Below are 26,455 nucleotides of genomic sequence, written 5' to 3'. Positions count from 1 at the left end.
AATACTAATCGGTCGAGGGCTTATCCATTACCCAAGAAAGTGAAGAGAAGCTTCGAAGCTGATTCCAAATATTTTCTCGGGGCCCGTAACAAACGGGAACTAATTCACAAACTTTACGCATGCATTTCGTATCTAGTTTTCAGGGTGCAAGCCACCTTGAATGAAGTAGGATGTTTCTTGGCAGAAACATGCTTACGAAGCCAGTTTTGCTAAAGCAAAACTCTTAGTTTGGTGATGATGGCGGAAGGGAACCACGCGTACCCATACCGAACACGAACGTTAAGCCTTCCAGCGTCGATGGTACTTGGACCGAAGGGTCCTGGGAGAGTAGAACGTCGCCAAGCAAAAAAAAAGAGCCTTAGACAATGTCTAAAGGCTCTTTTTTTTGTAATGAATCACTCTGGCCTCTTATAGGCAGAGTGATTCATTGTTACGTTCCCATAGATCAATGGGCTGATTACTTAGACATCACATCGGGATTTTTCCCCCTGGAGCTGCTGTTCTTTCTCGGTATATTTAGGCATCAAAGGAACGGCGGGCACGATAGCTAAATGCTGAACGCTGAATAAGATTTTGTAGTTCCGGGGTGTATGGAAACAATCTCATTTGACACGAGTAGTAGCTTCTATTACTATATATGCTATAGCATATAATTTTGTTGTGAAAAATAAATTATTAAAATGGAATCTAATTGAGCAAAATGAATATGGTTTGTGATTTAGAAAGTGGAGTTTGTGGGATCTTACAGAACACTAACGTGGAAGCCATCGATTATATTCAACATGCCTCAAAATTAAAATTTATTATGACTAACCCTATCTGTTCACATTTGGGCACTTGAGCTAGTACCGAACTTTTTTTAATGCAATATGGTCGGTGAATTTGAACTATGTCGGGAAAAAAAGATATCTTGATTGACCTGGTAAAATGAAATGGGACTGGACGGAAGTACTTTTGTAAGTGAGTCAGAATTGGAAACTTCTCAAGACCTTCTGAAAAAGGAAGCTTCGCCTAAAGGGTTACCTGTAGAACAACATGAAGTAAATTCTTTTATACAAACGGCACTCGAACAGAAGTCCAATTAAACCATTGAGATATACTAGAAAAAGTTAACTAAGAAGAGTGATAAAAATGAAGTTATTTGAACTGACAGGGTTTCTTATTCATAGGACAGATGTGAAGCTGACAAACTATTTCACCAAAAAATTAAAGCCATATAAAGTAACTCCAGTACAGTGGGGAATCATTAGTGTTTTAGATGACCAAAGAGCAACAACTCAAAAAGAACTTGCCGAGGCCATTGATAGGGATCAGACTACCGTTGTAAGGATGATTCATTCTCTTGAGAAAAAAGGGATTGTAAAAAGAGTTCTGAACGATTCTGATAGACGCTCTCATCATCTGTTTCTTACGGATCAAGGATCGAAACTTAAAACGAAACTGATGCCGGATGTAACAAGCGCTCACGATTATGTGACAAGAACACTGAATGAAGATGAACTTCATCAATTGCATAAGCTGCTTAGCAAGCTTTATGCCAATGTACAGGATGAGTAAATAACATTTGATAATGAGAGGTGACTCATGAAAACAGACAGGAGTATCCCCGCTCATTCGTTATGGGCCGATGCTGCGAAAGTAGAAATACGTGTTTCTGTGGGGCAGAAAATATATGCTATAGCATGTTAATGGTTTTATTTCAGAAAAGGAAGTGAAATGATTTGACTATTGTTATAATTCTGCAGGTTCTACTAGGTGCTTTTTTTATGATGACCGGAACCAAAATCATCAATGGGAAGATGTCCAATGAATTTAAACGTTTTGGCCTTCCACCCGTATTCAATTTCTTAACCGGATTTATTGAGATTGTAGGCTCGATTGGAATGATCGCAGGAATTTGGTTACCTGTTGCCGCCTGGATATCCGGGCTGCTGTTAGGCTCAACAATGCTGGTTGCCGCCTTAATATTACTTTTCATCGCTCGAGATCCTGTGAAGAATGCGATTCCAGCAATCATCCTATGTATTTTGTCATTTACGTCTGCAGGTTATCATCTCATTTAATTGGGGGTTTCATATGTCTCAGGTCATTTTGTATCTTCATGTGCTAAGTGCAGTCCTCATGGGCTTCTATCTGTTGCTTCCATTTTTAATGTTACAGATTTCATTACAGCCGGATGAGAAAGTACAACACAGCCAGCTTGGCATCTTATTTAAAATGAACCGAGTGGGCCAAACAGCTCTCGCTATTGCTTTTTTGACTGGCGGTTATCTTGTGGGTAAGGCTGACTATCCTACACTTTGGTGGGCGCTTGCGATTATTCTGTTGTTAGGCATCGCAGCGGTGAGCGGTATTATGGGCAAATCCATGCGCAGAGCATTAAATCATACGGATCGATCTGTAACCAATAAGAACATGGGTAAAATTCGTTCCTTAAGTGTTGCTGTAAGCCTACTATATTTTCTTGTAATTACACTAATGCTATTCCCGAATATTTTCGTTTAAGGAAGTCCTAAGTCAATCAAGAATATGCTATAGCATGTAAGCAGTGCAATCATTTCAATACTGAAGGAGTAGATGGCCATGCTGAATGGAAAAGTTGCTATTAACCATGTGACTCCTGGCTTCATTTCACATGGAACCGCTAAAGGAGCTATTAATTCTTTTGTAAGATATCTAGCACATGAGTTAGGACCTTACAACATTACGGCAAACACACTTTCTCCTGACATAGTAGATACAGATGCAACGAAAGATATGCCTACGGAACAAAAAGAGCAGACAGCGTTTTATACACCGCTAGGCAAAATTGCTGCTCCTGAGGATATTGCAAAGGCAATTTTATTTTATGCTAGTGATCAAATCAGGCGGGATGGAAATGAATTAATCCGTTATTTACAGGCGACTCACACTTATAAGTTTTTCAATCAACAGCCTTTCCAGACAAGATGGATAGGCTGTTTTTATGTTTAATTGTCGTAAAACCTACCGTTACTTTGATAGTTGAATACTACATAGGGTTGAGCATATATGATAGCAATCATCATATGGAAGAAATTATATGCTATAATAGCCATGAAAACGAAATTACACCTTGATGAAGGGAAGGGAAGCGCCATTGCTTCAAGATGAGAAATTCATAAAAGGGGGCCCCCTATCCTGGAAACTTTTTTTCGGGCTCAAGCTCATATTGGGTCTGTTCGTCTCCGGAATTTTTTATTTTGAGACGTCAATTGAGGCCTTTTGGCGGTTCAGCTTTCTTGTGTTTTCGATTGCTGTGTTCCTACTGGTTAACCTGTTCTACTCCAGGGCAGAGAAGCGGAAAAAATGGCTGTTTCACCTGTTGATCCTGGATTTTCTGGTATCCGCTACATATGGCTATATATTTATCGGCGGACATTTTCCTAATCAGCTGTTTGTCGGGATTACGGCATTGGCGATTCTCATGTTTTTTAACAGTTTCCGCATGCTTATCATAACTTGCATTTTTTTGCTGATCCTCTACCTTGTGACAATGGGCAGTGTGGATTGGTATTTATATAAGCAATTTGACGGTATGAGCTACTTCATTACCTGCTCATTCATTATATTCGCTGGCATTGTCAGCACACTGATTCATTTCTATCATAAGGCGCGCAAGGATACGCTGATGTTATACGAGCAGTTGATGGAGTCCCATGAGCGTCTTCAGGTGTATGCAATCAAGGCGGAAGAATGGGCAGCCTCCAGGGAGCGCGTACGGATTGCCCGCGAAATTCATGATACGGTCGGCCATAAGCTGACGGGCCTGATTGTGCAAATGCAAGCCGCCCGGAAGCTAAGCCAGGTAGATGCCAAACGCAGCGAGAGTGTCTATTTGGAATGTGAGGATTTGATACGTTCTGCTCTTCAGGAGGTGCGCCTAGCCGTCCGGATGGTTAGGGACGAGCCGGTCCAACCGATGTTTTTGCATGAAGGCCTGAACAAGCTATCGGAGGAATTCACGAAAATTGCGCAGGTTGCGACCCGCTTTGAGGTCGAAGGTAGCGCTGTGCTGCTGCCGGGTGAGCTTCAGCTTACCGCATACCGCATCGTACAGGAATCGCTCACGAATGCCAAGAAGCACGCCGATGCAGAGCATGCCCTTATCCGGATTATCTATTCGGAGGGAGGCTTCTCGCTTTGCATTAGCAATGACGGTGATGTGCCAGACGAAGTCAAGCCGGGCTTCGGATTATTGAATTTGCAAGAGAGAGTAAAGGAATGGAATGGCCGGGTATCCTTTGGGAGAGTTGACCCTATGCAGTTTGTGGTACAAGCGAACATTCCTTATCCTAAAACAGAAACGGGGGTGCCACTCCTTGAGACTCCTGGTAGTTGACGATCAGCGGCTCATGCGGGAGGGTCTGGCGACCATCCTCAATTTGGAGCCAGGTATGGAAGTGGTTGGAACAGCCATCGACGGACGGGATGCGTATGCCAAAGTAACAGAACTGCGGCCCGAAGTCGTTTTAATGGATATTCGTATGCCGGGCATGGACGGCGTAGAAGGTGCTGAGCTAATTCTCAGGCACTTCCCGAAAACGAAAGTATTGATTTTGACCACATTTGATGACGCAGAGCTGATTCTGCAGGCACTGGAGAAGGGTGTGCATGGCTATTTGCTGAAGGACATGCCCTCCGAGGCTATCGTCAGCGCCATTCAAACGGTATACAATGGAGGAACGGTCCTTCAGCCTGATATTACGGCCATGCTGCTGAAGGAATTAAAGAAAATGCAGGCTGTCCCGTCCGTGCAGCCCCCACTGCTGAATGCGAATGACGATGGACTGCTGGGAAGTCTGACTGATCGGGAGAAGGAAATTCTGGCTTTATTGGGTCAGGGCCTGAATAATAAAGAAATGGCCAACCAGCTGTTTATTTCGGAAGGGACGGTCAAGAACCACGTATCTAGCCTGATGGCCAAGCTCGGGCTGCGCGACCGAACGCAGGCGGCGGTATTTTCTGTCCGTCACTTTAAGTAACCGGATAGCATGACTTTTGGCAGGGGCATGAAAATCCTCCTGTCAGATCGCTAAGAAAACGATTTTGAATGCATAAAATTCATGACAACCCGCACATTTGCTGCGGGTTTTTTCTTGTTAAAATTCAGATTAAGAAAAGCGAGGGAAGATGACCCCTGATCCAAAACAGAGTAGAGCTGCACCAGAAACGATTCAAAGCGGTTCTTGTATCAAACCCCTAAACCATAAGGAGGTGGATGGAAATGAAGTTCAAAAAACCTCGATATTTCATATTGCCCATTGCTTTTACCGTCGTCATGGCCTATTCCTTCTACAATGCGCCTATCAAATCCACAACGATGATGGAGGGACATAAACCCGTGAATATTGCTCACGCTGGTTCTGCAGCGAAATATGAAACTGCTGTTTTCGCAGGAGGATGCTTCTGGCAATTCGAGCCGTACTTTGAGAATCTCAAAGGCGTCCTGAGCGTGTCGGCAGGTTATACCGGAGGTCATACCCAGAATCCGACCTATAACGAAGTATCCTCAGGAGGCACCGGGCATCTCGAATCTGTGGAAATCCATTATAATCCGAGCCAGATTTCGTATGACGAGCTGCTCCAGGTATTCTGGCGCAGCATTGACCCTACAAATGCAGACGGCCAGTTTGACAACCTCGGCCCACAGTATCACACGGCTGTGTTCTACAACAGCAAAGAGCAAGAAGCCGACGCTAAAGCTTCCAGAGATGCACTTGCTGCCTCCGGAAAATTCGACAAGCCGATTGTAACCGAGATTGCAGCTGCAACTAAATTCTACATGGCAGAGGAAGAGCATCAGGACTACTACAAAAAAAATCCGATCCGCTATAAGCTTACCCAGTTTGTTTCGGGGCGGGACGCCTTTTTGAACCGTACCTGGGGAACAGACCATACAGTAGCGGTTGCTGCTCAAGCGGGTGACAAGAAGAATTTCAACAAAGCGGAAAGGCTAGCAGCATTGACTCCGATTCAATACGCTGTGACTCAGAATGACGTAGATGAGCTGCCGTTCGAGAATGAATATTGGGATAACCGGCAGGAAGGCATATACGTGGATATTGTTTCGGGTGAGCCGCTATTCAGCTCTAAAGACAAATTCGATGCCGGAACAGGCTGGCCCAGCTTTACACAGCCGTTAGACAAGGAACATGTTGTGCTGAAAGAAAAAGGCGGCTTGTTCTCGAAGGTTACCCAGGTCAGAAGCCTGGATGCTGATTCCTTCCTTGGCGATCTATTTAAGGATGGTCCTGAGCCAACAGGGCTTAGATATTGCATCAACTCGGCAGCTTTGAAGTTCATTCCGAAGGATGAGCTTGCGGCCAAAGACTACGGCATTTATACCGCACAATTCGAAGAGCAGTAATGCTTGGCAGATGTGGATGACCACATCTCAGGTTAACCATTATGAGGAGGTATGGAGCATGAGAATAGATTTTATTTTCGACATTTTGAAGAATCGTCACCATCAATTGGTAGAGCTGGCTGCCCAATGTCCGGAGGACAAACGTAATCTAATGCCGGAAGGCTTCAAGAACAGCATTCATTGGCATATAGGTCATGTGCTTACTGTGACAGAGTTCCATGTATTCGGCCTTTCGGAATTCGCACTGAATAAGAAGCTTCCTGCAAATTACCAGGATTTTTTCGCCTACGGAACGAAGCCCGCAGACTGGCAGAGCGAACCGCCTGCATGGGATGTGCTGATTGACCAATTGAGGAGGCAGCCGGATGAAATTCGGGAGTTGCTGGAGAGCAAGCTGGACATGCCGGTAAAAGAAAACTTTTTGAAGGCCGAGACGTTTGGCGAACTGATTGTCTCCACGGTACTGCATGTAACCGATCATATCGGCTTTGTTTCAGCTATGCTGAAGACGTTGAAATAATCTTCCGATTCGGCTCCATGACAGCAGTTCAAAGGGTACTTTGAACTGCTGTTTTTGATCATCCGATTTCATCTGGAACACGATATTCTGCATTTGGGGCAGGGTCTATAACGAGCTATACAGGGGGATAATCATGAAAACAAAAACAAAGATAAAACCAAATACAAGACAATGGCGGTTCACCATCCGGAATAAATTGCTGGTCATCTCATTCGCAATCCTGATCATTCCGGCATTGCTAATAGGAAGCATCAGCATCTGGGTTTCAGCCCGTGAAAGCGACCTACAGATGGAGACCAATCTTCGAAACACGGTTCATATGGCTGCAGAGCTTATCGTTTCGTTCGAGGATGCTACCAAGAAAGGCGCATTAAGCAAGGAAGAGGCGCAGGAGAAGATGAAGCAGCTGCTTCTCGGGCCAAAGCAGCCGGACGGTACACGAACAATCAATACAAATATAGATATTGGCGAGCATGGGTATTTTTTTGTTCTGAACGACCAGGGTGATCTGGTTGCCCACCCTACACAAGAAGGGGAGAGCTTTTGGGACAAGCAGACAAGTGACGGCTTTTATCATATCCGGGATATGCTCCAGAAGGGGCAGCAGTCGGGCGGCGGAGTTACCGTATACAGATGGCCGCTGCCAGACTCGGAAACAGACGCTATGAAAATTGCCTATTCGTTAAGAGAACCAAACTGGGGATGGACGATCGTTGCCGGCTCCTATATCAAGGATTACAACGCAGGGCAGCAACATATTGTGCAGGGCACAGTGTATTCGCTGCTGGGCTGTGTTGCTGTCGGCGGGTTTATCGTTGTCCTGCTTGCAATTCGTCTTACCAGGCCGCTTGTTCAGTTGACGCAGCAGGCTAAACTGGTCGCTGCAGGCGACTTATCACAAGAAGCGATTGCCATACATAGCCGGGATGAAATTGGTGACTTGTACGCCTCCTTTCAGACCATGCACAGCCGACTTAGGGAGATGACGCAGGGGCTGCTATCTCATGCTGATGCCCTCTCATCAACCTCCCGCAACTTGTCCGCCATTTTTGGGGAGACGGTATCGGCTACAGACCAAATCTCCATATCCGCACAAGAAGTGGCCTTGAGCAATGAAACGCAAAAAGGAAGCCTGCAGGAGAGCACCTACGCCATGGAGGAGCTCTCAGCCAGCGCACAGCGAATCGCATCCACCTCATCGACAGCCTTTGAGGCTTCGCAGGTTACCTTGAATCATGCCGAACATGGAAACAGGCTGATCACACAGTCTGTGGAGCAAATGCTTGCCGTATCCACAACGGTGGGAGACCTCTCACTGATCGTCAAACAGCTGAATAAGCGGTCGCATCAGATCGGTGAGATCATTAATGCAATGACGACCATTTCGTCGCAAACCAATCTGCTCGCGTTGAATGCAGCGATCGAGGCTGCACGGGCTGGAGAGGAGGGCAAAGGATTTACCGTTGTTGCAAATGAGATCAGAAAGCTGGCGGAGCGCTCCAGGACGTCCGCAATGGAGGTCGCTGAGCTGATTCAAGCAATTCTCGCAGATATTAATAAAGCCGCCACTGCTATGGACCAAGGCGAGCAGGAGGTGCAGGCTGGCGTTGATTCCATTCGGCTTTCGGGGGAGGCATTCCAAAGAATTCTGGTGGCAACACGCAGCGCCGTGTATCACGTACAAGAAACTTCTACTGCGGCCGAGCAAATATCCGCAAGCTCCCAGGAGTTCAATGCTTCCCTGCAGGAGATCGATCACATGGCCGTTCGGTCCAACGATCTGGCACAGACAATTTCTACCGCCACGGCCGGACAGCTCGCAGCCATGGAAGAAATCTATGCATCGGCGGACTCGATGAGCCGCATATCCGAAGAAATGCTTCTGCACGTAAAGCAGTTCAAGCTTTAGGAACGGCAACTGTGAGGAAACCGACAGAGATCTCTAGCGCCTCTTGCTCCATCCCATCGTCCGGTGGGAAATAAGCGGACGAACAAAGACAAGCCATACTCCCGTATTGATTACGGTGCATGGCTTGTATCTCATTCCCGATGGGGTAGGGAAAAACATTCCTTCATTACGAGTACATTTCCGTTATCATTGTGACTGCTTCTTTAGAGATTATGAATTGATCGCAATTCAGAACATTGTATACATTTATGGAATCAGCTACAGCGGTTTCTACACCAGGTATATTACTAGCGCTTTTAAAAACAAAGTTATCTAACGATGGTGTAACAATCAGCACCTTTCTAGCTGCCCCAAAAGCTTTAAGCATAGCTACTATACTCTTAGTCCTGTAATTTTCTAACTTGATCTCGTCGATGACAATGAATTCTTTGTTCTGTACTTTGCTAGACAATGCAGATTTTATAGCAAGCCGCTTAACCTTTTTATTGAGTTTGTAGCTGTAGTCACGAGGTTTAGGAGCAAACACAACTCCTCCGCCACGCCAATGTGGCATGCGAATCGAACCCGCTCTAGATTTATCAATTTTATTCTGCTTATATGGTTTTCTCCCGCCGCCTCTAACTTCCCCGCGTGTTAAAGCAGACTGTGTTCCACTGCGTTTATTTGCCAGATAGTTTATAACTGCATCATGCATAACCGATTCGTTGGGAATAATACCGAAAATGGATTCTTCAAGCTCCATTTCGCCAACAGCAATACCTTCCATATTAAAAATGGTGACATTCAACAATACTCTCTCCTCCAGATCCTAAACTTCCATGATATAGGTACCTACATCACAGTAAAACTTCATTTTATTAGAAGCTTGTTGGATTGGTGTTCTTAGTATATTTACAATAGCATCCATTACTGAAACCTCCGTTTGTCCTATGTTTTACAACCTTATAGAAGAACCCTTAGTTATAAAGGTAGCAGATAGGAATCACTTAAACTATATACAAAATGGTTCTGTGTTGTTTGGTATCACTTGTCAGATTAGAAGCATTTTCGTCCATTATCAGAGTCTAAGGGGGTGGATATTCGTTGATAAAGCAAAAAAAGCCACCGCAGCCCTATGGTATGGGCATGTCGATGGCAAGAGCCTGCATATACAATTAACAGAAAGGATGGCCTGCGTAAGGTTATTGGTTATAAATTATTTTTCTGATAGCATAAACAGAAAGGCAGTAAGATTCTGCAAGTTCTTGAATCGAAGTGCCTGATGCATATTCTAGTATTATTTCACTATTTCGCCTATCAATCTCATCTCGATAACCGGATAATTCTCCCCAATTTTTATGCTGATCTTTTATTGCTGGAATGTAGATGTACTCACCTTGTACAAAATTTTGCAACTGTTCAACTAATTCTTTCGGGAGAATAACATTAGCGTTGATATATTTCATGAAGACTCACTCCTTGATTAAATATAGTGTCTCAAGTAGCAAAGCCAGCATGATTGGTGATGATGTTATTCCATGCAAATATCACCAAATAACTGTCTTTGCATGGAATGGAACATGGGTTATTGTAAAGTTATTATGAGACATTATTCACTCTCCTATATACATATGTCTATCGATAGAAGGATATTGCTTCGGCATCCGCTTAGTTTGATCGTGAACCGAACCCACGGACAATGAACGGTTCACATGAATATTTACAACTTCAAACATCTATCTCAACCTCCTAAGCTAAAAAAGCATCGAGTTACATTACCGTTTCACGAAATGGATGGTGACATCTATAATCCTCCAAAAAACAAAGAGCCACAAGAAAGTTACCTTTCTTGTAGCTCAAATAAACAAATGCTAGAATCTAGCCCCTTAATGGAATAGATATCATTATTTGAGTTGAAGAGAATAAGTAATTAACTTTCTTGCTTAACAAAGAATAAAACAGCTATTGTTTTATCAATCGTAAAATCAGCAAGAAATATTACATTATTCTAGTCAGCTCCCCTCGTATATTAGGTATCATTCTAGCATACCAAATTTTACATTTCAACTTTGCATTAGAACAAGGTGCTGCAAGCGGGCGGCAGGCTGATTCGATCGGAGCGGGATCGTGGTTCTCTCGTGCTTGTGCTTACTGAGGAGCGGCGAGATTTATTGAAAAAAATCGGGATATGGTATGCCCCGATTCGTTGAATAGACGGAGTAGAATAGCAATGATCAAAGTTGATTAGGGAAGTAAATTTTGTCAAATTAGTGACATTTATATAAAATTCAGTTCGTTTTTTTACAGAAGAGTGTAACAGGGGATTTTGGGTGCGGGATAGAACTATTAAACTATTATTACCATGTCAAAAAATACCGAAAATAAAGATATGGCTTCTCCTTTGCTGTCATCCGGAAAGGCAGGTACGTTACGGCTAATAGCAAAAGAAGATCGAAATTGAGAGAGGGAACAAGGATATGAATCCGGCGAGTAGAGTATGGAAGTTATTTTTAGGTTTAGTCATCTTAGGGGGGATACCTTTGTTCCTGATCGACAAAGCGTTTGCCGCCCCTCTAACAGCCAACATTACAGTGATTAACAATGATCTGGGTATCGGTGATACCTCGCCGGTGACGATCACCTTCTCAGAAGCGGTGACCGGTTTTACTCTATCTGACATGATAGTGGAGAACGGCACGCTAACCAGCCTCGCGACTGCTAACAACATCGCCTATACCGCAACCTTGATACCTTTCGTAGACGTTGAAGACGACAGCAATATTATCACGCTCAACAATGCGCTAGTGACTGATAGCAGTGGCAACGCGGGGACCGGGTACACCCAATCAAACATTTATTCCGTCGACACGGTGAGGCCAACGGTAACTTCAGTCAGCGTACCATCGAACGGGACTTACAAAACGGGAGACAACCTCGACTTCACGGTGAACTTCGGCGAAAACGTGACGGTAGATACGGCAGGAGGCACACCGCAGCTGCCGCTGAGGATCGGATCAACGGATGTGAATGCCCATTACGTATCCGGTTCGGGGACGAGTGCGCTGCTGTTTCGCTACACAGTGCAAAGCGGGGATCAGGATTTTAATGGAATCGCCGTAGGCACCTCAATGAATGCAAACGGCGGCACACTACAGGACAGCACGGGCAACGATGCGGACCTGGCTCTGAGCAATATAGGCATCACGACGGCGGTATTAGTCGAAGCCATTCCACCCGTTGTTACGAACGTAGGAGTGCCTGCGGGCGGAACGTACAAAGCAGGGGAGACACTGGGTTTCATAGTGAACTTCAGCGAAAACGTAATAGTAAATACGACGGGAGGTACGCCGTATTTGCCGCTGACGATCGGATCGACGGCAGTGAAAGCCCTGTACGTCTCCGGCTCAGGAACAAACGCATTGGCGTTCCATTACACGGTGCAGAGCGGTGACAACGATGCGAACGGGATCGCCGTAGGCACCGACCTGAATGCAAACGGCGGCATGCTGCGGGACGGCGTGGGCAACGACGCTATCCTGACGTTGAACGGCATAGACAGCACGGCGGCAGTATTAGTAGACGCCGCGGCTCCAACGATTGGGAGCGTGAACGTACCGGCGAACGGGACGTACAAAGCGGGAGACAATCTCGACTTCACCGTGAACTTCGACGATAACGTGACGGTGGATACGGCAGGAGGCACGCCGCAGCTGCCGCTGACGATCGGATCGACGGGGGGAAACGCTCCTTACGTATCCGGTTCGGGGACGAGCGCGCTGGTGTTCCGCTACACAGTGCAGAACGGAGACAACGACGCAGATGGGATCTCCGTAGGTGCCGCCCTGAACGCAAACGGAAGTACGCTGCGGGACGGCGTGGGCAACAACGCGAGCCTGACTTTGAACGGCGTGGGCAGCACGGCGGCAGTGTTGGTGGATACGGCGGCCCCGGCAGTAACCTCGGTCAGCGTACCGGCAAACGGAGCATACAAAGCGGGAGACAACCTCGAATTCACCGTGAACTTCGGTGAAAACGTGACAGTAGACACAACGGGAGGCACGCCGCAGCTGCCGCTGACGGTCGGATCGACGGGAGTAAATGCTTCATACGTGTCCGGTTCGGGGACGAGCGCGCTGGTGTTCCGCTATACGGTGCAGAACGGAGACAACGACGCAGATGGGATCTCTGTAGGCGCCGCGCTGAGTGTAAATGGCGGCACACTGCGGGATAGCGCAGGCAACAACGCGAGCCTGACGCTGAACAGCGTGGGCAGCACGGCGGCAGTGCTGGTGGATACGGCAACTCCGGTAGTAACCTCGGTCAGCGTACCGGCGAACGGGACGTACAAAGCGGGAATGTACCTCACCTTTATTGTGAAGATGAGCGAGCCGGTTGTCGTGAATATGACGTCGGGTACAGCTCCGACGATTGGACTCAAGGTGGGCGACACGAACGTCAAAGCCGTTTACGAAAGTTCGCTTGATTCGAACGAGCTGGTGTTCCGTTATCAAGTAAGGGTTCAGGATCAAGACACTGATGGCATACAGCTGGTATCTACCGCCATTGACGCAGCCGGTGCGACCATTAACGATACGGCGGGCAATCCGGCAGATCTGACGCTGAACCATATCGGAGCTACGCAGGGGATCCTTATCAGCAACCATCTGACGGTTACGGTAAGCCATACAGGCTGGACGAATCAAAGCGTAACGGCAACAGTGTACAGCGACTCCGGCAGCCGGGTGCAGTACAAGATCGGAGAGTCCGGGGAATGGACGGATTACACCGCGCCGGTCGTCGTCGAACAAGAAGGGATAACGGCTGTGTATGCCAGAGCCGCAGGCTCGGACAGTGTCAGTGAACCGATTTCCGCCGAAATCAAGATTGATAAAACGGCGCCGGTTTTGACCTTGGTCGGGGATGAAACGATTACTTTGTACTTGGGCGATGATTATGTTGAAAAGGGAGCTCTGGCATCGGATTCGCTTTCCGGCATTTCTCCGTTAACCGTTACCGGTTTGGTGGATACCGGCAAAGCCGGAACGTATCCAATACACTACAGCGTAACCGATCTGGCCGGAAACCGGGCCCAAGAGAAAGTGCGGACGGTGACGGTAATTCCGAAGCCGACAGGACTGCGTTTTAATTCCGTGACCTATTCGTTAGTCGAAGGGAACGAGGCGGCATTCCAGCTTATTATCGGATATTCGGACCATCAAGAAATCGATGTTACGAAACAAGGGACCATTCAAATTGCAGATCCGGAAATTGTCGGATTATCGTCTACCGGTAAATGGAAGGCTCTGAAATACGGTCAAACGGTTGTGACGGCAGTCTATGACAATAACAAGGCCAACGCGACGGTAACGGTAGACCCTGCGCTCAAAGGCATTTCTTTTGCAGAACCGGCTTATTGGGTTGAAATCAACATGGATCAGCAAACGGCGGTGAATGCTGCCTTCTCTGACGGTTCGACTACCGAGATTACCTTACTCTCCGAATTCTCGCTTTCGAACGAAATCACCACCATATCGGAAACCGGCAAAATGACGGGAAGAGCCGTCGGAACCGGTGTGTTGGAAGCAACCTATGGAGGATTGAAAGCCCAAACGCAAGTCACCGTTTACAGCAAAAGCAACAGATCAACAGGTACGAGGACTAAGACCGACACCCGGCATGCGAAGGTTGAAGTGGGAACCTCACCAATCATTGAGCGGTTTGAAATAACAAGAATCTGGGTCGGACAGCAAAAAGCCGACCAAGTGATTATGAACGACAAAGAGATGGAAGAAGTCGTAGCAAGCATGCAATCCGGACAAAATACGATGAGGGTCGTCATCGATGGCTTGCCGGAAGATCCGGCGGATACGGTGAATATTGTATTGCCGGCCCGTTCCATATCTATTTTGGCAGAACGGTCGTTAACTCTGGAAATGAAAACGGAAGATGCAACGGTCATCATTCCGAACGATGCGATCAAAGGCCTCCCCGGAAATCAGGACTACTACCTTCGTGTAGCCCCGATCAAAAAAGACGATGAACGGCAGGCTGTGAGAGAAAGAATCGCAAATGCGGATGAAATCCGCAATGTGGCCAAAGCAGGAGACGTTGAGGTGCTTGGTACGCCGGTGACCATTGAAACGAATTTGCCTAAAGCTCCGGTGAAGGTCGCTTTTCCGATTGACCGGGCTGCCATTCCGGCCGATTCGGTTCAAAGAAAGCCTTTCTTGCAAACCTTGAGCGTCTATGTGGAACACTCGAACGGCGAGAAGGAGTTGCAGCGGGGAGAGATCGTTTTCGATATGAACGGCGATCCCTCAGGCATACAAATTCAAATCAACCAATTCAGTACGTTTACAATCGTTTCGATAAAAAAGGAATCGCTGCAACACGATCCTTATATACTCGGCTATCCTGACGGCACATTCAGACCGAATGAACCAGTGACCAGAGCGGAAATGAGCGTTATGTTAACCCGCTTGTTGCAGAAGTCTGTCGAGAAGAAGCAGGCAGCGTCAGATTTTACCGATGTCGATCCGAACTACTGGGCCGCTGATTCCATTCGATGGGGCCAGGCAGCGGGCTTATTGTCAGGTTATCCCGACCAAACGTTCAGACCGAACGCCCCGATCACTCGCGCTGAAATGACTTCGATTATAGGGAAATGGCTGAAATTGGACAATAACCCGTCGAAGCCTTCCTTTAAGGATACGGCGGGACACTGGGCCAGCGGGCAAATTGAGGCAGTGTACAAGAAAGGGATTATGACCGGTTACGAAGACGGTTCATTTGCCCCAGATCGGTCTTTAAGCCGGGCGGAGGCCGTTGTGATCATCAACCGTATTTTGCATAGAATACCGCAGTCAAATGTTTCCGTTCCAACATGGTCTGACGTGCTCCCCGATTTTTGGGCCTTCCCTGATATCGAAGAAGCATCATAATCAGCCAAATTGTGAAGATCCGTTCTTTCGAGACAAAGAGCGGATCTCATTTTTTTTGACTGGTCTGGTCCTAACTCAGATTTCACTTGGAAAATAAAAAAACTGCCGATGGCAGCCCTTATTCTACTTAAAAATATCGAACCTATTGTCTTTTAATCCAGTGGTCAGACCCAATTTACTATTAAAATTCCAAGTCATTGGATAGTATGTTACATCATTATAAACTAAAAATGGATATTCTTCATTCGCATTATCCACCCATTCATCGTTGACAAAAATATTGAATGTCGGAAGGTGTGCATACATGTTTGCAGGCCGAGCAGAGGATGGCTTACTACGTTGGAAACGCACGCCCTCCCCAATCTCTGTGTCCGTTTTTCTTAATGATAAGCCCACTTCATTTGACCAAGTGCTTTCAATCGTAAGAGTTGAACACATATCATAATTCAACGGTGCGTAGATGATATCATTATACAAAAAAAATGGGTATTCTAAAGTAGCGTTTTGAGCGTCCGAGGCTCCCGTTTTATAGTTAATATAAACCTTAAATGTCGGAAGAGTAACTTTAACATGCCCATAAGGAATAGTTTCTTCAACATCAGATGTGGAGGGTGCAGGTTCATCTGGTGGGATATCTGCGCCTATGAAAAAGCCACCACCCTTATGATAGTGATACTCGCCATCCTTTAAGCCCCATTTTGCACAATTAGTCCAGCAAGTATGACCCCCTTTAGAATCAGTCCTTCCCGGATGAGCACTTGATATGGATGCAAAAGATAGGCTAAGTAGTGCAATAGTAAGAATTGTCTTTTTGAGAACCATGGTAACCTCCTAGTATGCTTCAAAATACCTAGTAGATATTACCATGGGAATTAAATTACAGCAATTATTTTTTCGACTTTATCATCATTTGATGACAAGTATGACTATATCGAACAACATTTCCGGCGGCGAATCATTGTATTTGAGGTTATAATACTAGGCTTCATCCCACTTCTTAAAAAAGCGCACTTATTTGTTAAAAAACCGCATAGTTCCGAAGCCATGCTTCTGTTACATTGGGGAGAGACGTATTTGCGCCTCGACCAGACGTCTCTTTTCTGCATGACAAGTTGTAAGGGGGGATCATCATAGGAAGCGTTCGGGCTTTTGTGAAAAATAAAAGTATGCTGATCCGAATGATTTTATCTTATGTGCTGGTCGGTCTGCTCGTCATGGCCGGGCTCACCTTTATTATTTCCGCCAAGGTATCCTCCGATCTGTCCCAGGAAATCAATCATTCTACGGATCGGGCCATCGAGCAATCGTTCAACACGGCCAGCATTTTGCTTAGCTCGACCTTCGAAAATTACGGAACCGCTTTCAACAATGCGGAGGTTCAGAGAGGATTTTATAACCAGGAGTTCGATACACCTACCTTGGGTCAAATAGGGAACAAGCTGTATGAGCTTAGCAGCACCAACCCGCTGATCCAATCCATCTATTTGTTGAATCATTCGCGTAAGCTGGCCTTCTCTTCCTTGACGACAATGAAGTCGTACGGTGAATTCTACGATCCCGATGCCCTCGGACTGCTGGATGAGGTTCAGCCCTTCAGGTCCGGTGTATTTTATCCCCGTCATATTCATTATTCCATTTATGGCAAGAGCTACGACCTTAACGTGATCTCCCTGATCTATGTAAGCGCGATTGGACATGTCAATAACGGCGCCATGATTATTAACCTGGATCAGAAGATGCTCCAAAGCATGGTGATGAATGGGGCGGGGAGCAGCTCATTTCAATCGATGATCATTAACAAACACGGCATCGTGATCTCTCATACGAATGACCAGATGATCAACGCCAACCTGTCACAGGAAAATTTCGTGCAAAAGATCAATGGGTCAGGCTCAACAAAAGGTACGCTTGAAATGGATTCGAATGGCCGCAAATATCACATTTCCTACATCAAGTCAGACAGCCTCGGGTGGACCTTCATCGGCTTGGTCGATTACGAACAGCTGCTGGGCAAGGTCAATGAAGTAAAAAGGTTCCTCTTGACCGTTACCGCTTGCATGCTGCTGCTTGTCCTGCTGCTTGGGGGTTTCTTCACCAGACTGATCTACGGACCGATTCACCGGCTAATCCAGAGCATCCGCAACTCACCGGTCGGTGCCCGGGAGCGGCAGCCTGTGTCCGAGCTCGACTTGCTGGGGGGAGCCTTTTCCTATCTGGAGGATCGGATTCAGGATTTGCAGCTCAGTATCGCCGATTACCAGTCCGCCAAGCGGGCGGAAGTACTGCGGCTCCTCACCACAGGCGGTTGGACCAACGATGCGGAGGTAAGAAGAAAGCTGGCTCATGTAGGCATCAGGTTCGACTATCCCGGCTTTCTCGTCTGCGCCATTCGGCTGGACGGCTACCGGGAGCTTAGAGCGAGATACCATCCGGCGGATATTGCTCTGTTCAAGTATGCTGTTGCGAATATCGCTTTCGAGGTCGGAGGGGCACATCACTTACATCTCGCATGCTTCGATAATGGAGACGACGGTGTGGCCATGATGATCAACGTGCCGGAGAATATGGCCGAGCTGGAGCAAGCCGTCATCCAGGCGCTGCGGGAAATTCAGCAGAACGTAAGTCTATTCCTGAAGCTGTCCGTCAGTGCGGCGATCGGGCCTGAAGTCCCCGGTATGACTGGAATCAAAACCTCCTGGGAAATCGCTTATAATGCCTCCCGGTACAAGCTTGTCCTCGGTAGAGGCGCTCTGATCGGGGCAGATGTGGAAGCTTCCAGGGAGCCGCTGCCGGACAGCCAGGTGGCGGTGCTGGAGAAGCAGATGACCGATAAGCTCAAGCTCGGGGATCCAGGGAAGATTGCCGCCGCGGCTCATGAATTTATGGCCTCCGTAAGCAAAGCCCCCTATGACGAGATGATGCTGGCGCTCACGCAGCTGCTCATTGCTACCGCCAGAACGGTGAAGACCATGGGAGGTTCGTCCCCGGACGATGTGCGGATGGACATCGGCGAGCTCAGCAGCCAGCTTGGGCACATGGAGACAATGGATGAAATCGAGCGATGGTACCTGAGTCAATGCGAGAGAGCGGTTCGCGTGCGCGACCGTGAAGCAGCACAGAAAAACAAATGGGTGGTGGACCGGGTTATTCAGCATATTCAGGAGCATTACTCCGATCCGAATCTGACGGTCGAGTCGCTGGCGGAGGTCGGAGGGCTGTCTATGAACTACATGCGCAAAGTATTTAAGGAAATGGTCGGCAAGTCGATTACCGTCTATTTAAGTGAGTACCGCTTCTCCAAAGCCATGGAGCTGCTGGTGGATACGGATTTGCCCGCCAATAAAATCGGGGAGATTGTCGGGTTCGAGAACACCAATTACTTCTACGTCTCCTTCAAAAAGCATTGCGGCAAGACGCCGGATCATTACCGTAAACAGCATAAGTTCGGTCATAAGGAAGAACAACCCTCTATCCCCGTTATTAATCAAACATAGTGTGAAAATGTATAGAGCCGCATCGGTATAAATCGTTGAAATCGGCAAATCCTCAAGTAACAAAGCCTGAGAACTTAAGCTACACTGGGTTCTCGGGCTCATTTTGTATTAGAGAGGAAGTTGGAGATGCGACAATTTATCAACGAGGTAGCCCTGCTCGAGCAAGGGGCGGAACGGGTGTGGGATCTGGGGCACCCCTCCGATTGGAGGGCTTTTGAAGCCGTTGGGCTGGAGATTTGGGTGCCGGAGGGATCGGTCATGGAGCTTACGCTCCGCGTCTATCCGCAAAGGATCGGACGGCCTGAATATATTCCCGTCACAGCGGCGACGGTGCATCTTACGGGGAACGGCTGGACGGAGGTAGAGACGGCCTTCAGCCAATTTGACTATAAGCACGCGGCGCCGGCGTTCTGGCGCATGATCCGCAAGCTTGGAATCGAAGCTAGAACTGTGAACGGCGGCGGGGAAGCGGAAGCAGGCATCCGAATCCGGTCGATTCGGCTTAAGTCCTTAGGCGTTATCGCCTTGTCAGCCGAACGGTTATCCTGTTCAGCCCAGCCGGGCGAAGAGGTCCAATATGAACTAAACGTATGCAATGAGTCGAATACGCAGCAGGCGATTACATTGGCCCTGGAGCCCTATGGCTACGAGTCCATGCGAACGCAGCTGGAGCCGGGGAGCCTTGTTCTTGAACCCGGGCAAACCGGCCGGGTCACGCTGCAAGTTACCGTTCACGACGGTATCGCTCCCGGGGGCTATGAGAGGTTGACGGTCGTCGCCATTCCTGGAGGAAAGGCGGTCTGGGCCAAGCGGCTGACCCTATATACCGTCAGAGCACTGGCACACCCCTACATTATGCACACAGAAGCCGGCTGGGAGCAGGTGCGGCGCAACGCCGCAGCCTTTCCATGGGCCCAGAAGGAGCTGGATGACTATATTCGGATCGCGAAGGATTGGGTCGTCCCCGAAGCCCAAGGGCCTGGGCAGCCGTTTGCCTTCGAGCTTGGGCAGCGATTCAAGCTGCACGCCGCAGGCATAGCTTGGAAGCTAACAGGGCGAACGGATTTTCTCGAGAAGGCCGTTCTTTTTCTGCGGCGGTTGGCGGATCCGATCACCGGATATCCGGCGACCGATGCGCCGATGCTGCACATTTATTCTACCCGGGAGGAGCTAGAACTTCCTTCGCCGAGGGGAGTAAAGGTCAGCACAGGGGGCCTTATTCATGAAGGCGAGCTGATGCTGGATATCGTGTCTGTATATGATCTTCTGTATAACGAATCCTGCTGGACCGGCGAGGACCGGAGCCGATTGGAGCATGTTTTCCGCTTGTTCATCGAGAAGGTGGATTGGATGATCACGGATGGCGATACCAACAATATTCCGTCAGGAGGCATGGCGGCAGCTCTTCTGTGCAGCCTGCTCCTTCAGGACATGCATTGGATCCGGCGCTTCATCCACGGTCCCGGCGGTTTTATCGATATGGTCGCGACGGGCGTCATGGACGACGGCTGGTACTTTGAGGGAGCCTCCAATTATGTCGTGCTGTTCGCCGATATGATGACTCGAGTCGTCCAGGCCTGCGAGCCGTGGGGGCTCGGGCTCAAGGATAGGAAGATACCGCCATCCTATCATTCCAATGCGATGCTGTCACCCTGGTCGATGCCGGGCGAGAAGCCGTTCCTCGGCATGTCCTTTGCCAAGTATGGGCCGGCCAATCGTAATTACAGAACCATAAAAGACGTGTGGGATGCCATGCTTCCTTTTATCGACGACCGCGGCGTCCTGTTCGGCGCCAACGATTCAACCGCAAAGCAAATGGGGAAATGGTACGATCTCGCTTATTACGTATGGAGGGACCCGAGGTATGCAGCTGTCATCCGATCAGGTAAGGGAAGAGATTTGGTGTACGGGGCAGGAGAACTCCCGGTAGGGGAGGACCGACACGACGAACGTTCCGTTATCGCTGATAACGTCGGGCTTGCCCTGCTGCGGTCTGGCGGACAAGGCTCGGCCTCTTCACGGATTCAGGCGGTGCTGAAATACGGCTCTCACGGCGGATACCACGGTCACTTCGACCGCACCGGACTTCTCGGGCTGATCCGGTATGGGAAGAACGCCTATAGTCCGCTTGCTTCCTGGTACGGCTATCATTCGTTCATGTTCAAAATGTGGGTGCAAGCCTCCATGTCGCACAACATGGTCGTCGTGGACCAGCGGATGCAGGAGCCTGCTCCTTCCAAGCGGCTGCTGTTTCATAGCGGAACCCTGCTGAACGTATGCGCGGTAGAGACAGTCGCGAGATGGTGCGCCCCCCCTTACGGCGGCCAGACGCCATATCCTGAAGCGTTCCCGCAGGAACGCGGTCTGATCGAAGGCCGGGAGGTGCCAATCCCTCCTCAGCCGCGCCCGCAGGGAGATACCGGCACCTATTCGGAGCCGGTCGTTCAAAGACGGCTTGTTGCCGTCACCGAAGATTATGTAGTCATCGCCGATTACCTCAAGGGGGAAGAGCCCCATACCTTCGATTGCCTGCACCATTATCAAGGCTTTCAAGGAATCGATGGGGCACGGAAACGGCTTCTCCGCCATACGGCCCAGATGAGTGAGGATCCTTACGGCTCCGCACAGTTTATCACAGATTGCAGCTGGTACGAGTGCGATGCCCCCGCCCGGATCCGGTTCAGCCATAGCTACAACGCTGTCAGGGACGATAGTGAGGGGCGCAATAACATGCACAACGAAGAGGGGCTTATGAATTTACATCTTCATACGTTGTGGCCCCCCCAGCAGGAGCTCATGACAGGCTGGTACGCGGAGGCGGCACCTGTGAACAAAGTGTTGAGCTACGAGATAGCGGGGGATGGGGTTCAGCTGGCAGAAGGACAGTTTGGAGCATGGATCCTCGGTAAGCGCAGCCTGGATATCCCGCTGCAGGGGATCCGGGAGCTGAAGCTGCAGGTTCGCGTAGATCGCTCGAGCCGTAAAACGGTCTTCTGGGGCAATCCTTGCGTGCTGCTTCAGGATGGACGAAGGCTGCCGCTGACTGACCTGCCGATCCGATACGAGAATGTAGACCCTGGACACGGGGTCGGTTCGGATTATTACGGCGGCCAAGTACATCTGGCCGGTGAGCTGTATAGGGAGGCGCTGCCCTTCGAGCCGCTCGACCCGAGCCTGCCGGCCGTTGCCGTGATAGACCTTAGCGGATTAGAGGCAATGGCCTTCCAGGGAACTCTGGGTGGAGACTACCCGCTTGGTGACGATCCGGCCCGCCGCAAGACGATCAGCATCCGTACAAGCGGCAGGGAAGCTTACTTCATAACCTTGCTTGAGCCGCATGAGGGGGACTCGGTTATCGCGGCTGCCAACGCAATCTCACCCGAGCTGATTAGAGTCCAGTTAACGGACGGGAGGACGCAGGTTATTGACGTTCATGGTCTTAAGGGAGACGGACGGCAGTTACATGTACGTCTTCGGGAGCTCGGAGAAGCGGGTCTTCTGCGTGAAGAATGCACCAATTAATGAAAGTGGTACAATTTCAAACACTCTAATCAGCGGAAAACATAGCGTTGTGGTAAAATCCAAACTTTTTCGCTAACGCCCTGAGGACATAAGATAAAGTCATTACATCTCGATTGGAAAGAAAGGAGTACCTATGAATCATTCCGCAATATCGGAGCAATCTCAGCTTGGCAGCGGCATCTCCAGGAAACAGCGGGGAGCTGTTGCCTCATTCTTCTTCGAATTAAGAACAAATAAATTCATGTATTTATTAGCGCTTCCCGGCATGATCTGGTTTTTCATCTTCGCCTATCTCCCGATGGGGGGCATCGTGATCGCCTTTCAGGATTTTAAAGCCGTGAAGGGCATTACAGGCAGCAAGTTCGTCGGCCTCAAAAACTTTGAATTCTTCTTCCACTCCAACGATTGGGTCAAGATCGTGACCAATACCGTCTTCCTGAACGTGCTGTTCATTGTATTCGGAACGCTTGCGGCGGTAGCCATAGCCATCATGGTGACGGAGCTTGGCGGTAAATGGTTTAAGAAAGCGGCGCAATCCGTCATGATCTTCCCGCATTTCCTGTCGTGGACGGTTGTCGCCATGTTCATCACAGCATTCGTGGCTACGGACGGAGGATTTATTAACAAGGCGCTGGCTTTATTCGGAGTGGAGCCGATCCAGTTCCTGTCGTCACCCTCCTATTGGCCTGCGATCTTCGTCCTGTTGAAGATTTGGCATGGGGCGGGCTTCAGCTCCATCGTGTATATGGCGACCATTGCCGGGATTAATCCGGAGGTGTACGAATCCGCTTCCATGGATGGCGCGAGCCGCTGGCAAAAAATTATCTACATTACGCTGCCTTTGTTAAAAACGACCGTTATCCTGCTTACCATCTTGGCAGTGGGCGGCATATTTAACGGTGACTTCGGCATGATCTTCGCCATTATCGGCCGGAATCCGCTGCTCTATCCGACGACCGACGTCATTGATACCTATGTCTTCCGGTCCTTGATGGACCTTGGAGATATGGGGATGTCTGCGGCGGTTGGCCTCCTGCAATCGGTGGTAGGGTTCCTTCTGGTCATCACCGTAAACTACATTGCTAAGAAGACGGCACCGGAATCGGCCATATTCTAAATGAAAGGAGAGGCGCATCATGATCAGAGAAAGCTTATCGGATAAGCTGCTGAAAGCATTGTTCTACGTCATCATCACCTTGTTCTCCATCTACTGCCTGGTTCCGTTCCTGGCGGTCCTGGCCAGCTCGTTCACCAAGGAATCGGAGATTCTGAAGTACGGCTATACGCTGTGGCCTAAGGAGTTCAGTCTTGAGGCTTACAAGCTCATTTTTCAAGACGACACGATTTATCGGGCCTATGGAGTAACGACATTCGTGACGCTGGTCGGCACCTTGCTCTCGATGCTGTTTACCAGCGCACTCGCCTATGCCATCTCCGTCAAATCGGTGAAATACCGGAACGGAATCGCCTTCTTCGTATACTTTACAATGCTGTTCCACGGCGGGCTTGTCGCTTCCTATCTGCTGATCTCCAAGTACCTGCATTTGAAGGACACGATCTGGGTGCTCATCATCCCCAGCATGATGAGCGCCTGGAATATGTTCCTGCTGCGCAACTTCTTCGCTACCATTGACGACTCGCTTGCTGAATCGGCGAAAATTGACGGCGCTAACGATGCCCATATCCTGTTTCGCATCATCCTGCCGGTTTCCTTGCCTGCGCTGGCGACGATTGGCCTGTTCTATGCGCTGGGCTACTGGAACAGCTGGTTTAACGCCTTGCTCTATATCAACGACCCGCATAAATTTCCGCTGCAATATTTGATTCAGCGCATCATGAACAATCTGGACTTTGTCAGCCAGCTATCGGCCGACGTGAACATTCCGAATTTTATTCCACCGACACTGACCGTTCGGCTTGCCACTACGATCGTGACGATCGGTCCGATTGTCTTGCTGTACCCGTTTCTTCAGAAATATTTTGTCAAAGGCTTGATGGTGGGTGCCGTGAAAGGCTAAGTCCGCAGCTCGTAGCGGTTTAGTATAGAGATTGTCCAACGAAAAGGGAGGAAACAAAACATGAACATCAAACGGATTTCGGCAGTCCTGCTGGCTGTTGCCATGGCGGGCGCGACGGCTGCCTGCAGCGATAGTAAGGATTCGGGGGCAGATAAGTCCCCGGCAGGAGGTGATTCGGCTCCGCTTGCACCTATAACGCTTAAAGGGATGCTGTTCGGCGATCAGCCGAAGGACATGCAGGTCGTTTTCGATGAATTCGAGAAGCGCACGAAGGATACGCTGAACACGAAGCTGAACATTCAGTGGAATCCGATGAACGACCATAAGCAGAAGGTCAAACTGATGATGGCGGCCGGTGAAGATGTAGATTTTGTGTTCGATGCGGATTTTATGAACCTGAGAGATTTAGTCCCGCAGGGCGCTTATGCGCAGCTGGACCAATATTTTAACAACGATGCCTATCCGGGCTTGAAGAAAGCCTTCTCCAAGGAATATGTAGAAGCCAACAAACGGTTCGACGGCCATCTCTACACAATTCCGTTTACTCAGTACTTCTATGACCTTCCGGTCATCTACATCCGCAAGGATCTGCGGGAGAAATACGGGATGCAGCCAATCAAGAACTATGACGAGCTGGAGAGCTTTTACAAGAAGGTACAGGAGTCGGACAAGGATCTGACGCCTCTAGCCGTCAAAGGCAACGGAGGCTTTCAGGAAATCTGGTCAGGCGAGGGAGGCACTGTAAAAATCCCTACCATCGGTTCCGTAGGCTTCTCGGGACTTTCCTTCTTCGTCCAGCTGACGGATGATCTCAAGCAGGTGAAGAATATTGTAGCCTTCGGCGACCCGGCTTCCGAGTGGGCGAAGCTGCCTGCACCGTACAATACGGAGAAAACGGCGTATCCTCAATATGATAAGTGGGCGGAATGGAGCAAATATTTGGAGAAGGACGTCATCAGCCAAAAGGATCAGAAGGCTTACTTCATGTCAGGCAAAGCCGCCTCTTACTATGGAACGATATCCAGCTATGCCGCGGACAAGAAGAAGCTGAAGGATACGCTTGCAGGCGCAGATCTGGAGTTCTTCGTGCTGAAGGAGGACATACGCAATATGAAGCCGCAAGCGATCAGCACGAACTACAAAGCGAACAATTCCATCGCCATCCCTGCAACCTCCAAGAACATTGACCGGACGATGAAGTTCTTCGACTGGCTGTACAGCAGCCAGGACAACCATGACCTGTTCGAGCTGGGGATTCCGGGTAAGCACTGGGAACCGGCCGGGACGAACCAGTACAAGCTGCTCGACGATTCGAAGAACTATACCTTCCCGGGCTATGAATTAACCTGGAACCCGTCGACGATTCGACTCAGCTCCGATCTGGATGATACTGCAAAAAAATACTACGAGTATTCCGCGAAGGCGGATACCTATTACTCGGCGCCGCTCGCGATGTTCGCCTTCGATACGACAAATGTCAAGGCCGAGCTGGCCAATATCAGCTCCAAGACCGATCCGTTTGTTCAGCTGCTCAAGGCGGGACAGATGAAGGATTGGGAAGCTCAGGCCGCTAAATTGAATAATGAGCTGCGAGCGCTTGGATTGGAAAAGGTACGTGCCGAACTGCAGAAGCAGCTTCAAGCTTATCTGGATAAGGGCGGCAAGTAAGCGCCAATCAATAATA

The 26,455-nt window shown here is 48.9% G+C and carries 19 protein-coding genes and 1 rRNA gene; 16 read left to right on the top strand and 4 right to left on the bottom strand.

The features are described 5' to 3' along the window. Window positions 1–227: 227 nt before the first annotated feature. From rrf to ABEA66_RS13590, 10 genes are all read left to right on the top strand, one after another. Window positions 228–344: ribosomal RNA gene (gene rrf, locus ABEA66_RS13635) — 5S ribosomal RNA — on the top strand. A gap of 787 nt (window positions 345–1,131) precedes the next feature. Next, window positions 1,132–1,557, top strand: a complete 426-nt coding sequence (locus ABEA66_RS13630) for a MarR family winged helix-turn-helix transcriptional regulator (protein WP_345587968.1) — start codon at window positions 1,132–1,134, stop codon at window positions 1,555–1,557. A 164-nt stretch (window positions 1,558–1,721) separates the two neighbouring features. Continuing rightward, on the top strand, window positions 1,722–2,063 hold the full coding sequence (locus ABEA66_RS13625) for a DoxX family protein (RefSeq protein WP_345587966.1): 342 nt from the start codon (window positions 1,722–1,724) through the stop codon (window positions 2,061–2,063). A 13-nt stretch (window positions 2,064–2,076) separates the two neighbouring features. After that, window positions 2,077–2,505, top strand: a complete 429-nt coding sequence (locus tag ABEA66_RS13620) for a hypothetical protein (RefSeq protein WP_144027872.1) — start codon at window positions 2,077–2,079, stop codon at window positions 2,503–2,505. Between the two features lie 78 nt (window positions 2,506–2,583). Further along, on the top strand, window positions 2,584–2,973 hold the full coding sequence (locus ABEA66_RS13615) for an SDR family oxidoreductase (RefSeq protein ID WP_345587963.1): 390 nt from the start codon (window positions 2,584–2,586) through the stop codon (window positions 2,971–2,973). A 289-nt stretch (window positions 2,974–3,262) separates the two neighbouring features. Next, window positions 3,263–4,360 carry a sensor histidine kinase gene (locus ABEA66_RS13610; RefSeq protein WP_256865354.1) on the top strand — a complete coding sequence of 366 codons (1,098 nt, stop codon included), beginning with the start codon at window positions 3,263–3,265 and terminating at the stop codon, window positions 4,358–4,360. A gap of 13 nt (window positions 4,361–4,373) precedes the next feature. Beyond that, a complete protein-coding gene (locus ABEA66_RS13605; protein ID WP_256865365.1) occupies window positions 4,374–5,003 on the top strand; it encodes a response regulator transcription factor in 630 nt (209 codons plus the stop codon). A 341-nt stretch (window positions 5,004–5,344) separates the two neighbouring features. Beyond that, entirely contained in the window at window positions 5,345–6,388 is a 1,044-nt protein-coding gene (gene msrA / locus ABEA66_RS13600) for a peptide-methionine (S)-S-oxide reductase MsrA (RefSeq protein ID WP_345587992.1), read from the top strand. A gap of 58 nt (window positions 6,389–6,446) precedes the next feature. After that, window positions 6,447–6,908: a DinB family protein gene (locus ABEA66_RS13595; RefSeq protein WP_345587960.1), complete on the top strand. Its 462-nt coding sequence runs from the start codon at window positions 6,447–6,449 to the stop codon at window positions 6,906–6,908. A 133-nt stretch (window positions 6,909–7,041) separates the two neighbouring features. Next, window positions 7,042–8,817, top strand: coding sequence for a methyl-accepting chemotaxis protein (locus ABEA66_RS13590; RefSeq protein ID WP_345587958.1), 1,776 nt, complete (start codon window positions 7,042–7,044; stop codon window positions 8,815–8,817). A gap of 166 nt (window positions 8,818–8,983) precedes the next feature. On the opposite strand, the gene rplD is transcribed toward ABEA66_RS13590, so the two are convergent. The 3 genes from rplD to ABEA66_RS13575 form a co-directional block, all read right to left on the bottom strand. After that, a complete protein-coding gene (rplD, locus tag ABEA66_RS13585) occupies window positions 8,984–9,607 on the bottom strand; it encodes a 50S ribosomal protein L4 (protein WP_079911033.1) in 624 nt (207 codons plus the stop codon). A 391-nt stretch (window positions 9,608–9,998) separates the two neighbouring features. Then, window positions 9,999–10,262 (bottom strand): CD3324 family protein, encoded by a 264-nt coding sequence (locus ABEA66_RS13580; protein WP_079911032.1) that lies wholly within the window; start codon window positions 10,260–10,262, stop codon window positions 9,999–10,001. Between the two features lie 147 nt (window positions 10,263–10,409). Then, window positions 10,410–10,532 carry a hypothetical protein gene (locus tag ABEA66_RS13575; protein WP_256865353.1) on the bottom strand — a complete coding sequence of 41 codons (123 nt, stop codon included), beginning with the start codon at window positions 10,530–10,532 and terminating at the stop codon, window positions 10,410–10,412. A gap of 804 nt (window positions 10,533–11,336) precedes the next feature. Between ABEA66_RS13575 and ABEA66_RS13570 the strand changes: the two genes are divergently transcribed. Then, entirely contained in the window at window positions 11,337–15,737 is a 4,401-nt protein-coding gene (locus ABEA66_RS13570; protein WP_345587952.1) for an S-layer homology domain-containing protein, read from the top strand. Between the two features lie 123 nt (window positions 15,738–15,860). On the opposite strand, the gene ABEA66_RS13565 is transcribed toward ABEA66_RS13570, so the two are convergent. Then, the gene (locus tag ABEA66_RS13565) at window positions 15,861–16,559 is read right to left on the bottom strand and encodes a YHYH domain-containing protein (protein ID WP_079911030.1); all 699 of its coding nucleotides are present in this window, start codon (window positions 16,557–16,559) and stop codon (window positions 15,861–15,863) included. Window positions 16,560–16,888: 329 nt separating this feature from the next. Between ABEA66_RS13565 and ABEA66_RS13560 the strand changes: the two genes are divergently transcribed. The 5 genes from ABEA66_RS13560 (at window position 16,889) to ABEA66_RS13540 (ending at window position 26,439) form a co-directional block, all read left to right on the top strand. Further along, window positions 16,889–19,231, top strand: coding sequence for a helix-turn-helix domain-containing protein (locus ABEA66_RS13560; protein ID WP_345587949.1), 2,343 nt, complete (start codon window positions 16,889–16,891; stop codon window positions 19,229–19,231). 126 nt (window positions 19,232–19,357) lie between these two features. Beyond that, window positions 19,358–22,753, top strand: a complete 3,396-nt coding sequence (locus ABEA66_RS13555; protein WP_345587947.1) for a COG1470 family protein — start codon at window positions 19,358–19,360, stop codon at window positions 22,751–22,753. A gap of 133 nt (window positions 22,754–22,886) precedes the next feature. After that, window positions 22,887–23,870, top strand: coding sequence for an ABC transporter permease (locus ABEA66_RS13550; protein ID WP_345587945.1), 984 nt, complete (start codon window positions 22,887–22,889; stop codon window positions 23,868–23,870). A 19-nt stretch (window positions 23,871–23,889) separates the two neighbouring features. Beyond that, window positions 23,890–24,771, top strand: a complete 882-nt coding sequence (locus ABEA66_RS13545; RefSeq protein WP_345587943.1) for a carbohydrate ABC transporter permease — start codon at window positions 23,890–23,892, stop codon at window positions 24,769–24,771. Window positions 24,772–24,831: 60 nt separating this feature from the next. After that, window positions 24,832–26,439 carry an extracellular solute-binding protein gene (locus ABEA66_RS13540; RefSeq protein ID WP_345587941.1) on the top strand — a complete coding sequence of 536 codons (1,608 nt, stop codon included), beginning with the start codon at window positions 24,832–24,834 and terminating at the stop codon, window positions 26,437–26,439. Window positions 26,440–26,455: the final 16 nt, after the last annotated feature.

Source organism: Paenibacillus vulneris (assembly GCF_039543185.1).
Taxonomy (GTDB): Bacteria; Bacillota; Bacilli; order Paenibacillales; family NBRC-103111; genus Paenibacillus_S; species Paenibacillus_S vulneris.
This window is presented reverse-complemented; position numbering and strand designations above follow the sequence as displayed.

Excerpts from the sequence above, each read along its gene's own strand:
- ABEA66_RS13540 (WP_345587941.1), top strand. The coding sequence starts at position 24,832 with ATGAACATCAAACGGATTTCGGCAGTCCTGCTGGCTGTTGCCATGGCG.
- ABEA66_RS13565 (WP_079911030.1), bottom strand. The coding sequence starts at position 16,559 with ATGGTTCTCAAAAAGACAATTCTTACTATTGCACTACTTAGCCTATCT.
- ABEA66_RS13615 (WP_345587963.1), top strand. The coding sequence starts at position 2,584 with ATGCTGAATGGAAAAGTTGCTATTAACCATGTGACTCCTGGCTTCATT.
- ABEA66_RS13590 (WP_345587958.1), top strand. The coding sequence starts at position 7,042 with ATGAAAACAAAAACAAAGATAAAACCAAATACAAGACAATGGCGGTTC.
- ABEA66_RS13555 (WP_345587947.1), top strand. The coding sequence starts at position 19,358 with ATGCGACAATTTATCAACGAGGTAGCCCTGCTCGAGCAAGGGGCGGAA.
- ABEA66_RS13575 (WP_256865353.1), bottom strand. The coding sequence starts at position 10,532 with ATGTTTGAAGTTGTAAATATTCATGTGAACCGTTCATTGTCCGTGGGT.
- ABEA66_RS13595 (WP_345587960.1), top strand. The coding sequence starts at position 6,447 with ATGAGAATAGATTTTATTTTCGACATTTTGAAGAATCGTCACCATCAA.
- ABEA66_RS13545 (WP_345587943.1), top strand. The coding sequence starts at position 23,890 with ATGATCAGAGAAAGCTTATCGGATAAGCTGCTGAAAGCATTGTTCTAC.
- ABEA66_RS13580 (WP_079911032.1), bottom strand. The coding sequence starts at position 10,262 with ATGAAATATATCAACGCTAATGTTATTCTCCCGAAAGAATTAGTTGAA.
- ABEA66_RS13605 (WP_256865365.1), top strand. The coding sequence starts at position 4,374 with ATGCGGGAGGGTCTGGCGACCATCCTCAATTTGGAGCCAGGTATGGAA.
- msrA (WP_345587992.1), top strand. The coding sequence starts at position 5,345 with ATGGAGGGACATAAACCCGTGAATATTGCTCACGCTGGTTCTGCAGCG.
- ABEA66_RS13550 (WP_345587945.1), top strand. The coding sequence starts at position 22,887 with ATGAATCATTCCGCAATATCGGAGCAATCTCAGCTTGGCAGCGGCATC.
- ABEA66_RS13630 (WP_345587968.1), top strand. The coding sequence starts at position 1,132 with ATGAAGTTATTTGAACTGACAGGGTTTCTTATTCATAGGACAGATGTG.
- ABEA66_RS13620 (WP_144027872.1), top strand. The coding sequence starts at position 2,077 with ATGTCTCAGGTCATTTTGTATCTTCATGTGCTAAGTGCAGTCCTCATG.